The following is an 11,493-nucleotide window of genomic DNA, read 5'->3' on the forward strand; positions in this document are numbered from 1 at the left end:
ATCAGCCCGGCCCCATGCCGGAGAGCGCGGCGACCAAGCCGTCAGCTACACCACTCCCTGGGACACGATCGCCCATCGAAACGAGCCGAGGCACGTCTGAAGATTCGTTCCTGACCTCATCATCGTCTGACGGCTGGTATCCAACTTCCTTGCAACGGCCGGAATGCGCAGCCCTTTGGCCAGCTCTGCTGGCGCAGCTAGACCGCCAGATCAGAAAGAGCACGCTTGCGAAATAGGCCAACTGAAGGAGCAACGAACAAGCCAGCGTCGTGACGACTACTGTGCGGATGGAATGAGAAGCGAAGTAGACAATCAGAGCGTTGCTGCAGAGGACCAACCCCAGGAGGCGACAAAAGATTTTTAAGGGCAACGCCGTTCTCCTGGTTTTGTCTCCTCAGATCACGCTGCGACCTGATCGGCCGCAACATGGGTCTGGCAGTTCTTCGGGCAGACGCGGGCGCAGGCCCCGCAGCCAATGCAGCGGCCATCATGATCGACGACCATGATCATGCGATTGAGCTCGCCATCGAAATCGTCGTCTTCGCCGTCGCAGGCGCCGAGGATTTCACCCGCGTCATCGACGCCGTAAAGATGCATGACCTCGCGAGAGCAGACTTTGAAACAGCGGCCGCAGCCGATGCAGGTCGTGACGTCTATAGCGGTGAGATATTCCGGCACCCATCCGGAGCCGTCGCGGGTGATAAATGTGTTCGTCATCGTAACTTCTTCATTGCAGCGAGCGCTCTCTTGGCACCATCCAACTCGGCAAAAACCGCCGACGTTTCCTGAGCAACTTCCTCTATCTCAGTCCATTTCCCGGGAGATCCTCTGCAAGGTCGCAATTGCATCTTGGCAACTGCCGCGCGCAGCTGAAGCCTTCGGACTTTCTTCCCCATCACGTCTAGCTTTGACATAAATCCTTCCTCGAACTCGGTTTCTTCACGCCCGTGCCACGTCGAACTAGGCTTCGATGGCTGAAGTCGGATCGTGACCAGTTTCGTACCGGCCTCCGCGATCTTCCTGAACGTCTCGAAGCCGAACCCATGGACGTCTGGACAGAAAGACGAGTTGCCCGACCATGAAAAGCACGGGCCCGAAGTCCTTACGGTTTTCATCTCCATGATTGGCGATGTCACCGGGCGGAAACGCTCCGCGATCGCAAGCCCGACGGCGGTGTAAAACATATCGAGCCTCCACAGCACGTCCGGATCGGGATCGCCGATGATGGGGATCGCACGCCGCTGGTTTCTGGTGATGATGAAGTCGCCCAGCAGTTCGGCGTCCGATTTGCCTTTCCCACGAGCCATAGGAGTCTTGAGCACGGATTAGCCGCACGAGGCATCTGACAAAAGGCATGGCAAGGGCCGCCTCGTCCGCGTTGATAGCCCGGCTGACCAGCATCAGACATTTCGCCTTCTCCTCATTTCAGTCCTCTTCCTCGAAGCACGATGTCTGTTTTCTGGGACGCCCACTTCGGGCACACTTGCGCAGCCGACGCATGGCTCGGCGCCGCTGATTCCACGCAATTGATGTCCCTCGGGCCGGCCTTGAACACGTCCTCGACTGCGAAGTCTTCCACGCGAATTCGCGTCGAACATTGCTTCCGCCGCAATGCGGGAGGCGATGAAGATTCGAGCCTCGATCCTGCTGCAACCGATCGACCAAGTGCTGCATGGACCTCCTTGCTGCGGTTACGCCAGGGAAATGGACGAATTGGCCGTAAGCCATTTCGACCAATTACCCTTTTTTATCTTTCTTCCTCGGCCGACCGCGCTTTGGCACCTTCGGGAAACTGTGAGCCGCAAAGAGAGCGCCGCAACAAGCCTTCGCACCCCTGTACTTGGCGAGGGCCTGCAGCAAATCCGGCAGATGCTGCTCTTTCAATTCGGCCGGGATAGGCTCTGGACCGTCCAGCGACGTCAGCGCCAGTTCGACCAACTCGATGGCGCGATCATTGTTGCCGTTCTCGTGATAGTATCGGGCGACCGCGGGATAGGACCGGAACTTACGACTGTCGCCTTGCGGCGGATTCAGCGCCAGGATGTGTTCGGACAGCTCCTTGCCCATCGCGAAGCGCTCAGCAGGGGGAAGGCGCGAATGGTCATTGGCCGGATGGAAAAGTTGGTCTAGCGTCGAAACCATCCAATCCTCGGCATTTTTGTCGATCGCGTCGCGAACCAATTGGCGCATCACGGGCAAGCCGGTCCACATGTCTTGTATTTTGTGAAGCAACAGATGTGCATGGGCCAGGCGGAAATTGAGGTCGTCCGGCATCGAGGCAATGCCCTCTTCGATCGCCCAGAGCGCCGTCTTCCAATCTTCCAGCTTCACCGCCGCCCAGAACCTGTCATCGATCGGCTTCTTCAGCGTTTGTTCGAGCGCCAGGGGTTCGCTTGTGGCGATCCGCTCCTGATCGGCCGCTTTCGCTTTGTTGCTGGTACGCCAGCTGCCGTTGAACACTTTCGGCAAAACCTCACCGAGTTGGCTCGGATGACCGATAAAGGCGATGCAGCCGTCTCGGTCGACTACGAACGAGGTCGGAATCCCGACGCAAAAGCCGGGTTCCCTCCAAAGCTTCTTCATTTCGCCTGTGTAGTCGAACGCAATCCGATGATTCAGATCCGGGCACTTTTCGGCCAACCACGTGTCCAACTTGGTCCGGGCCTCGACGGCCGTTGGAGCGTCTTCATCAGCCGCGATCCCGACAACATCAAGTCCGCTGTCCTTGTATTTCTCCTCTAGCCGCATCAACTCGAGCATCTCCGCCGCACACAGTTCGCACCAAGTTGCCCAAAATTCGACGATATAGACTTTGCCGGGCTGGAAGTCCGCAAGGGGCTCGCCACGCAACCAGTCCTCCACTTTGATCGAAGGAGCCGGTGACCCCATCCGCAACATCATCTTGCCCTCCAAAGCTGTTGCCAAAGGTTGCGCGACCTCATGCGCAGGCTTGTTCCCCCTTTCAGACGGGGCACGAGGGTTCAACGAAGGGAGAGCATCGCTCGTCTTGCGCATCTGCGTGCAGTCAGCCTTCACTCAGTGTTGCTGAATCTCAATTCGCAAAGGCCGTGCCAACGCGTTCAGCGTGCGGTAAATGCTTGATTCTCGGAAAAACTTCTGGGGTGCCCAAGATACCCGGTTGTATTGGACGCGACATGTTTTCTGCCACTGTCAGGTCTTGGACACGCATCACCCGCTTCGCGTCGGCACAGAAGCGTGGCCACGGGCGTCTCGACATTTAGGGACGAACAGATGGGCATCATGACCGCGTTGGCTACGGCCAGCCACGTCATCATCGTCCGCCTCAAGTCTTGCTTGAGCTTCTTGCAGTCCCGGTCGCGGAATGCCATTGCGATTGCAGGGGCCGCTCCACCCGAGCATCGGCTCTGCCCTACCTCTTCCGCTTTGCGCTTGAATTCCTGGCTCGCAACGCCGGAGTTTCACGACGAAACCGGTCATGTCCGGCTGCGGGTTGTCGCGAATACCGGCATCAGATTGATGATGATGATCGTGGCGAAGAGGGCCGGGATGTGTGCCGGCCTGTGCCGGCCGGTGAACTCTCCCGGATCCTACTTTTGTTGTTCTGTGTCCCTGTGCGCACCCCCTACAGGCACCACCTGGTGCGAATGTGAGCGTTGTCGGAATTGACTTTCCCTCAAGGCCGCTCGGTCGCCACGCGGTGGGCCGGGCAGACTGAAAACGCCGAAGATGCGGCCGCCCTCGCCGCTGACTCGGCTACCATCCCAGGCGATGACACGTGATTGAAGCCACCGTTCGGTAAGCGCCTTGCCGACCGCCTATGGATTTGGGCTTGACGTTTTCCGGAATCGCCAGGGCATGAGTTCCTCGATCTGGCTCTGCGGATGGCCGTTGATGATGGCGTCGAGAGTTTCGGCGAGGTAGGCAACGGGATTGACGTCGTTGAGCCTGCAGGTGGCCACGACGGATGAGAGCAGCGCCCAGTTTTCGGCCCCGACCTCATGGCCAGCAAACAGGGCATTTTTTCTGGTCAAGCATAGTGGTCGGATGGCGTTTTCGACTGGGTTGGTGTCGAGCTCAAGCCGGCCGTCGCCGAGAAAGCGCGTAAGCCCTTGCCAATGGGCAAGACCATAGCGGATGTCTTCGGCCAGCTTTGAGCCCGAGGAGATCATCGACAATTGCTTTTCAAACCACGGCTTCAAGGCGGCGATGATCGGGGTGGAGTACTGCTGTCGCGCGGCGAGCCGAGCTTGTGGCGTCATGCCGCGCACCGTCGCCTCGATAGCGTAGAGCGTAGCGATCTGGCGCACGGCGGCTTCGGCGATCGGGGACTTGGTGTTGCGCGCCAGCTTCACAAAACGTCGGCGCAGGTGGCTCCAGCAATGGACGAGCATCCATGGTCCTTGTGGCCGCTCCAAGCGTGTCAGCCGGTCATACCCCTAATAGGCGTCAACCTGCAGGAACTGTCCGGCGAAGCCTTGAAGGAAGCGTTCGGCATGCTCGCCGCCGCGTCCCGGCGCATAGTGGAACAGCACGATGGGCGGGCCTTGGCCACCATGCCCGCGGTCATCGGAAGCGATTGCCCAGAAGAAGCCCTTCTTGACCTTGCCGCGTCCGGGATCAAGCACCGGCGCCGTTGTCTCGTCCATGAACAGGCGCTCGGCCGCAGCCAGATGCCCGCGCATGTGGTCGGCTATGGGCTTGAGATGGAAGCAGGCCCGGCCTGCCCAGTTGCCGAGTGTCGCCCGATCCAGCTGGATGCCTTGGCGGGCGTAGATCTCGGCCTGCCGGTAGAACGGCAAATGATCACCGAACTTGGCGACGATGACCTGGGCGATCAGCGCCTCGGTCGGCAGGCCGCCGGGCACGATATGCTCGGGCGCATGCGCCTGCACGACGGCGCCCGAGCAGCGCCGGCAAGCGTATTCGGGCGGCGCGTGACCAGCACGCGCAGTTGCGCCGGGATTGCGTCGAGCCGCTCGCTGACATCCTCGCCGATCCTGGCCATCTCGCCGCAGCTCCACTCGCGGCAGATGGGCAGGCAAGTGGCCACGATTGCGCTGGCGCGAACCGGACGAGCCGTGCGAACGCCCCTGGATGACCCGCTGCGCCTTTTCCTGCGCGGCATCGAGCACGCCCTGCGCAATCTCCACGTCTTCGAGTGGCAGGTGGTATTGATCGGGATGCAGCTTCTCGGACTTGGCGCCGAACTTCTCGTGATTGAGCTGGCTGACGACGCTCTCCAGCCGGCGGCGCGCCTCCTCGGATGCAGCTAAGGCAGCCTGGTGCTCGGCCAGGGCCGCTTGCGTCTGGGCCAGGAGCGCCTTCAAACGCTCGTTCTCTTCCTGGAGAACCGTCAGATTCATGCACCAAATCAAGCACATGAGTGCCGATAACGCCATTGGAGACAAGGCACCTGAGTCACTGTGCCACACTCATCCGGCAAGCTGCGGACGCCGTGCCCGCTCGGGGCGAACCAGTCTCCAATCCAGCCCTTCGAACAAGGCCGCGAACATCGCCGGCCTGCCGCGCTGAAACGACTCTCTTTCTCGACCTGACGCCTGCTCGAGTATTGGTGTTTTGAGCGCATTGAGGACGCCTGGGCTTCTGCCCGGCCGTTTGTCTGCGCGTTACGGGTTGTCTCGGCGAGCAGAGCGCGTTCTTCGCGACGGCGCTTGCAAGTTGCTCATGAGCTTCGCGAAACCTGCTCGTTTGCGGCGACCTTTCTCCGACTTCGCATCAGGGTAGGTGACCAGGGAGTAGAGCTTGGAACAGCATCGGTGCTATTCAGAACCCGTCAGCGAGCCAAAAACAGCGGCAATGGCGGCTTGCCAACTATCCATCTTGTCACGCCACCGAAGAGCCGCTCGCGCAGCCGGCGACTGCCATAGGCACCCATGACAATCATGTTGGCAGACGTGTCGATTGCGTGCTGCGCCAGTATCGTGGCCACCGGTTTGCCGGCGCTCGGCGGCAGGTCAACCGACACCCGAGCACCGTGCCGAGTGAGATAGGCAGCGATGTCGGCTCCCGGCTCGGCGCCGCTTCCGGTCCAGGTCGCCTCAGGATCGACGAGGGCAACACGAACTTCCTCAGCACCGGATAGCAGATCCAGCGCTTCCCGAACCGAACGGGACGCCTCGACTCGCGAATCCCAGCCGACCAGGACGCGCCGTGGAGACAGAGTCGCCTCAGCGCCCTTCGGCACGACAAGCACCGGCTTTCCGGTATCGAATAGGCTGCCGTTGATAACTAGGGGCCCGAGGTTAATGTCGTTGAGAAGTGCGGGCCCGACGATTGTCAGGTCGTTGCAGAGCGCCCGCTGTCGCACCGCGTCACCGACGCTGGCCTGATCGCAGTTGGCAATATCGACATCATAGCACCGCCACGTGGCTCTCAGCAGTTTGTGAATTTCCCTGGATCTTTTTTCCAGACTGGCCGTGTCCTGTGAAAATCTCTTTGCGTGTACCGTTGTTCCAGTGCGGCAATGGCGTGTGCGCGTTGTCCAGGCCACCTCGGGGATGCCACCGCCTAGACTAGCGGCTGAGGCGACCATCACGAGCGGCGGAGGCGACATCACCAGTACGGAAAGATACGCGCCGACTTCGGCACACAAGCTGGCAGCTGTCCTGACATCCTGATCGGAGTGGTCAACTCCCGTCACACTGAGTTTCTGCTTCTTTCTAAGTATGTCGTATCTGTAGGCGCGTTTCGAAGCCGCAAGACTTGCCCTCAGCACGACGGAGATGGGGTGGCACTACATCTTCGCTGTTCAGCCGTCCGGCCCCTCGAGCGAGTGGCACCGCACCTGCCTCATTCGCCGTCAGCCTCAGGCTCAACGTCCGCCTCCTCCAGCGAGTAGCCGTCGGACCTGATGGTTCGAATGACGCTGCCGGCCGACGTCCTCTCCAGCTCCTTTCTGATCCGGCTGACATGGACATCGACGGTGCGTTCACCGACATGGATCTTTTCCCCCCAAGCTGCGTTCTTTAACTCGACTCGGCTGAACACCATGCCGGGAGTCTCGAGCAAATGCCGCAGCAGCTTGAACTGGATCGGTCCAAGGTGGATGTCGTGGCCGTTACCATGGACTCGGCGGGCATCGACGTTCATCTCTAGCCTGCCACAGCGGAGCCAGCTGCCGTTTTTTATCCCGTTTGAACCCGGCTGTGGCAGCGCCAGCTTCGTGCGTAGACAGTCAAGCAGCTTGGCCGGCGCGAAGGGCCGCACAAAGCTCTCGTCAATTCCTGCCTTCAAGAGATCGAGGTGCTGGTTCTCGGCGCCGGGCGCGATCAGCGCAATAACCAGCAGGCCTCTGTTCCGGAACTCCGCCTTGAGCTGGGCACAGATGGTGGACCCTGTCGAGCTTGCCGGCTGGCAGTCCAGCACCACGGCCTGCGGCTCCCGTTTACTGGCTAATGCCAGCGCTTCCTCCACGCTTCTGGCCAGTTCAATCCTGAAGCCATCCGCCCCCAGAATGTGGCTGTAGTATAGATACAACTCCGCACCTTGCGAACAGATCAGGACCAGTGGCTTCATCAGCGCTACCCCAAGAACCACATCGGCCTCCACCGCCTCGATTGAGAGGGCTGGCCATCGCATGTCCTCAAGACCTGACATGATCCCCTCGATCGAAAGTCGGTTGCATCACGCCCGCGCCACCTCGGGATGAGCCTCAATGGCTGCGGTGGCATCGCCGGCCAGTTTGGTACCGGCCGCCGCGAGCTTCCAGAACGTCTCGAAACCGAACCGGTGGACGTCGCGCAGGGTCTTTGACAGAAGGACCAACCGCCCGGCTGTGAAGAGCACGCGCCCGAAGCCCTCATGGCTCATCTCCATCATCGGCGATGCCATCAGGCCCGTGCGCTCCTCAATCGCAAGCCCGACGGCGGTGTAGAACTTATCGAGCCTCCACAGCACGTCCGGATCGGGATCGCCGATGATTGGAATTGCACGGCGCTGTTGCCTGGTGATGATGAAGTCGCCCAGCAGCTCGGCGTCCGATTTGCCTTCCCATGACCCGTGGGAATCATTGGCACGGATCAGCCGCACGAGGCATTTGACGAACGGGGTGGCAAGGGCCGCCTCGTCCTCGGTGGCGGCAGGGCTAACCTCGGCATCAGACATTTCGCTCACTCCTCATTTCAGCTTTCGTCCTCGAAGGAGGGTTTCTGTTCAGCGACACCTGCCTGCGCCAGCACCTTGCGCAGCCAAGGGGGAGGACACGTCCTGAGCATCATCTGCGTGCGCAACAGCACCTCTTGGATGGTCTGGGGCTGCGGCACTTTGATCGGATGGATCTTTGCGGAAACAAGTTTGGCTGCCGAAGGTCCGCCGATCGCCAGACAAAACAGGAGATGACAGCCCTTCAGCGCCTCCACCTTCGGGGTGATGCGGTCATCGCCCTCGGTTCGGTGCTTCCCGCTCTCGTCGGAAACGTCGTCAAAGGCCACGGCTTCGACGAGCTTCCACTCCTCGCGCATCACGTCGTAGACAGCAAAGCGCCTGGCCGAGCCGAAATGGGCGTTGATGTTCTTCATGTCCTGCGTGGCGATTGCCACGCGCAATGCGCCGGCTTGGCGTTCCGGCGTCGGTGCGTGAACCTCGTCAGTGACGAGCGAGAGGCGACGGACGGAGCTCATCTGGCATTTCTCGCTTACGGAGTGGATCAAGCGCCTCAGGCGTCGACGCGTGCCGGTTGGCTTCAAAAATGTTGGCAACCTCGAAGATCAGGTCGCGGGTCCCCTGGTAGAGGATTGTGAGCTTGTGCTGGCTGCCGAGCCGGTCGAAGATCGGGAAGCCGACCCGCATGAGCGGAATGCCGAGGCGCTGCGTCGCCTGGCGGCCGTGGGAATGAGTAACGAAAAGATCAGCGCCGGCGCCAAGAGCTTCCAAATCGCCGAGATCCCCGATCTGAACCGACTGCGCCGGTACTTCCTCCAGAATTTTCGACATAGCGGCCGTTGTGACCGCCGCCGCGATTTCGGAGCCCATGTCGATGAAGAAGCTCGCGAGTTGGTAGAGTTGGTCTGGTTCAGCAGCGATCGCAATTTTCTTGCCTCCAAAGTGGAAATGTGCGTCGAGCAACGCGTCCTGCAACTGCGCCCGGCGACGGCGCACGCCAGCCGGCGCCGCCGCGCCCGAAACCGCGGACAGCAGCGAGACGAACCGGTCGGCGTCCTTCAATCCAGTCAGCGACCGGAACAGCACGTAAGGCACGCCGGTCAACCTCTGCAGCAGCTCGGCCGGGCGGCGCATATGCTCCCCGATCGCGACGCATTGCACAGCCATGCCAAGCTCGCGGATATCCTCGACGCTGGTGCCGCCATAGGTGGTCGTGACCCACCGGTCGGGCACCGTACCGTCGAGCGAGCCGGAGACGTCCGGCAGAATCACCGGCTTCAGTCCAAAGCTTTCAACCATCTCACGCAAATGCTCGATATCAGCCACAGTGAGGTTCCAGCCAGGCAGGATCACGATCTTCTTCGACTGCCGCGCCTGCTCGCCGGGCCGCGTAATCCTTTCGATCATCGCGGTGACAGCCTTGGCCCAGCCCTCTTCGATCGCGCCATCGAAATCCGGTGTGTTGGCTAGCACCACCTCCGTACCCGCGAGTTCCTCCCTGCGCTTCAGCCTGATATTGGCGATATCGCCTGCGCAGTCTTCGCCCCGGGTTTCCACCAGCGCCGTCGTGCAGACCCCGATCAGTGTTGGCTTTGTGCGGGCCTTCAGGTTGAGGATCGCCTCTTCCAGATGGTCTGCCCCGCCCAGGATCGTCGCCACCTCGTCCATCGCCGTTGTCTGCAGGGGGATGGCTTCCTTGAAATGCCGCACGAAGAGCACGAGCGCGAAACTGGTGCAGCCCTGGCTGCCGTGGAACAACGGCATCGCGCCGTCGACGCCAAGAAAGGCCAAGGCGGCACCCAAGGGCTGCGATGACTTCAGCGGATTGACCGCCGCCGCTTTGGTCTGGGGAAGGATGCGGACCATCGGCTCTCCTCAACACTCGCCGAAATCACCGGCCGTCGTGCCGGCGAATTCCTGGACAACATGCAAGGTCGCGGTCTCGTTTTTCACGCGCGGCAGTTCCTCCCTCACCGCAGGCTGGCAATCCCATGGTGCCGGCTCCCGCACCTGGCACCAGATGGGGTTATGAATGGCCAGGTCGATCTGGCGTACGAGTTCCACCATGCCGTCATAACCGGCGTAAGGGTGTTGGCGCTCCTGGTTGATATCGAGCCAAGGTGTCTTGGCCTTCAGCGCGACGAATTGCGTGCGTCCGCCTGAGAGCAGAATATCGGCCTTGTGTTCGGAGAGCATGGCGTAAAGCTCGCGCGCTGCCATCTGCTCGAACATGTAGTTGTCGTCCTTGAGGATCTGCTTGATGCGCTCCTTGTCTTCGACGGTCGACTTCTTGATAGAGGTGCCGACGATCTCGATCCCGATCTCCATCAGCGCATGGACGACCGACCAGGACTTCACGCCGCCGGTGTTGAGCAGCACGCGCTTGCCTTCGAGCCTCGGCCGGTAGGCCGCGAGCTTCTTCCAAGCGATCGCCTCCTCCTCTGCAATCAATGCCTCGGTGCGGCCGAGGATCTCCGGATCGGCACCCTTCTTCACGAGCAGCTGAGAGATCTGTCGGAGCGCTTCCGAGGTGTCGGTGATGCCGTAGAAGGAGCCCTCGAAAAACGGGATCCCCCAGCGCTGCTCCATCTTGCGGGCGAGATTGATGAGCGCGGTCGAGCACACGATCATAGCCGCCCGGGCGCGGTGGGCGCAGGCAATGTCGAAGTAACGCGCGTCACCCGGAATGCAGGCGCGCACCCGGATGCCGAGCCGATCCAGCAGCGGCTTCACCAGCCAGAATTCGCCCGAGAGGTTGAATTCGCCAAGAATGTTGATGTCGTAAGGGCCGGCATCGTCGGGCTCGACCGTGCCGATGACATGCTCGAGCAACGCCTCGCCGGCAAGCTTATTGCCGAGATTTTTGGAGCCGACGAAGCCCGGCGCATTGACCGGTACAACGGCCAAGCCGAACTTTTCCGCCGCGCGCTTGCAGACGGCCTCGATGTCGTCGCCGATCAGCGCCGTCACGCAGGTCGGATAGACGAAGATCGCCGGCGGCCCATACGCTTCCTTGATTTCGCGGATCGCTTTGAAAAGCTTGCGCTCGCCCTGCCCCATCACCACGTCGAGTTCGGTGAGGTCGGTCGTGAAGCTTGTGCGCCACAGGGTTGGCCCGGACGAAGCCGCACCGCGGTTGTCCCAGGAATTGCCCTCGCAGGCGAGCGGCGCATGGATCAAATGCGCAACGTCGGTGATCGGCTGCAGCACGATCTTGGCGCCATCGAAGGCACAGCCGCCGGCCGCCGCCCCGGGGGTCAGTGGCTTCGAACAGCCCTCCTTGCGCGCCTTGGCATCTTTGCCGCGGTTCTTTTCGCAGCCAGGCTCGTTGAAGGCATCCTGGATTTTGGCTCTGAGCAAGGACATTGCGTCGGTCTCCAAAGTCCCTCG

The 11,493-nt window shown here is 61.1% G+C and carries 10 protein-coding genes and 1 pseudogene; all 11 read right to left on the reverse strand.

Annotated features, from left to right (window positions below; genetic code table 11):
- Position 1 precedes the first annotated feature (1 nt).
- The 11 genes and pseudogenes from X735_RS0135255 to nifE all read right to left on the reverse strand — a co-directional run bounded on the left by X735_RS0135255 (position 2) and on the right by nifE (position 11,469).
- A complete protein-coding gene (locus tag X735_RS0135255) occupies positions 2-370 on the reverse strand; it encodes an exopolysaccharide production repressor protein (RefSeq protein ID WP_050592761.1) in 369 nt (122 codons plus the stop codon).
- A 29-nt stretch (positions 371-399) separates the two neighbouring features.
- On the reverse strand, positions 400-717 hold the full coding sequence (gene fdxB / locus X735_RS137935; RefSeq protein WP_023813972.1) for a ferredoxin III, nif-specific: 318 nt from the start codon (positions 715-717) through the stop codon (positions 400-402).
- Positions 714-1,322, reverse strand: coding sequence for a CCE_0567 family metalloprotein (locus tag X735_RS1000000170060; RefSeq protein WP_245273308.1), 609 nt, complete (start codon positions 1,320-1,322; stop codon positions 714-716). Before X735_RS1000000170060 ends, fdxB begins: the two co-directional genes overlap by 4 nt.
- 415 nt (positions 1,323-1,737) lie before the next feature.
- A complete protein-coding gene (locus X735_RS137930) occupies positions 1,738-2,901 on the reverse strand; it encodes a TlpA disulfide reductase family protein (RefSeq protein ID WP_031213812.1) in 1,164 nt (387 codons plus the stop codon).
- 896 nt (positions 2,902-3,797) lie between these two features.
- Positions 3,798-5,345 (reverse strand): annotated as a pseudogene (locus X735_RS01000000166450) (IS66 family transposase).
- Between the two features lie 431 nt (positions 5,346-5,776).
- A complete protein-coding gene (locus X735_RS137925) occupies positions 5,777-6,595 on the reverse strand; it encodes a universal stress protein (RefSeq protein WP_245273309.1) in 819 nt (272 codons plus the stop codon).
- A gap of 197 nt (positions 6,596-6,792) precedes the next feature.
- Complete coding sequence (locus X735_RS137920) at positions 6,793-7,599, reverse strand: response regulator transcription factor (protein WP_023813978.1); 807 nt, start codon at positions 7,597-7,599, stop codon at positions 6,793-6,795.
- A 27-nt stretch (positions 7,600-7,626) separates the two neighbouring features.
- Positions 7,627-8,106, reverse strand: coding sequence for a NifX-associated nitrogen fixation protein (locus X735_RS137915; protein WP_023813979.1), 480 nt, complete (start codon positions 8,104-8,106; stop codon positions 7,627-7,629).
- A gap of 17 nt (positions 8,107-8,123) precedes the next feature.
- The gene (gene nifX, locus X735_RS137910; protein WP_023813980.1) at positions 8,124-8,621 is read right to left on the reverse strand and encodes a nitrogen fixation protein NifX; all 498 of its coding nucleotides are present in this window, start codon (positions 8,619-8,621) and stop codon (positions 8,124-8,126) included.
- Positions 8,587-9,969 carry a nitrogenase iron-molybdenum cofactor biosynthesis protein NifN gene (gene nifN, locus X735_RS137905; RefSeq protein WP_023813981.1) on the reverse strand — a complete coding sequence of 461 codons (1,383 nt, stop codon included), beginning with the start codon at positions 9,967-9,969 and terminating at the stop codon, positions 8,587-8,589. The genes nifX and nifN overlap by 35 nt, the downstream gene beginning before the upstream one ends.
- 9 nt (positions 9,970-9,978) lie before the next feature.
- On the reverse strand, positions 9,979-11,469 hold the full coding sequence (gene nifE / locus X735_RS137900) for a nitrogenase iron-molybdenum cofactor biosynthesis protein NifE (RefSeq protein WP_023813982.1): 1,491 nt from the start codon (positions 11,467-11,469) through the stop codon (positions 9,979-9,981).
- Between the last annotated feature and the right edge of the window lie 24 nt (positions 11,470-11,493).

The sequence above is a fragment of the Mesorhizobium sp. L2C084A000 genome, from assembly GCF_000502875.1.
Taxonomy (GTDB): Bacteria; Pseudomonadota; Alphaproteobacteria; order Rhizobiales; family Rhizobiaceae; genus Mesorhizobium.